At 45.5% G+C, this 268-nt stretch carries 1 protein-coding gene; it reads left to right on the forward strand.

Annotated features, from left to right (window positions below; all coding sequences use genetic code 11):
- The coding region (locus AC1M9A_RS14450) for a dioxygenase family protein (protein ID WP_481610497.1) at positions 1 to 268 on the forward strand (268 nt) is incomplete at both ends.

A 268-nucleotide genomic window follows, 5' to 3' on the forward strand; every position in this document is an offset into this window, starting at 1 on the left:
GTCAATATACAGCATTAACCACAATGCCTGTAGGTTATGGCTGCCCACCAGAAGGTACAACTCAGTTTGTATTAGACAAACTTGGTCGTCACGGTAACCGCCCTTCACATGTGCATTACTTCGTCACTGCACCTGGCTACCGTAAATTAACTACGCAGTTCAACATCGAAGGTGATAAATACCTTTGGGATGACTTTGCATTTGCAACGCGTGATGGCTTAGTGGCAACTGCTGTAGACGTAACTGATGAAGCTGAAATTGCTCGTCG

The organism is Acinetobacter sp. ANC_7634 (assembly GCF_056779875.1).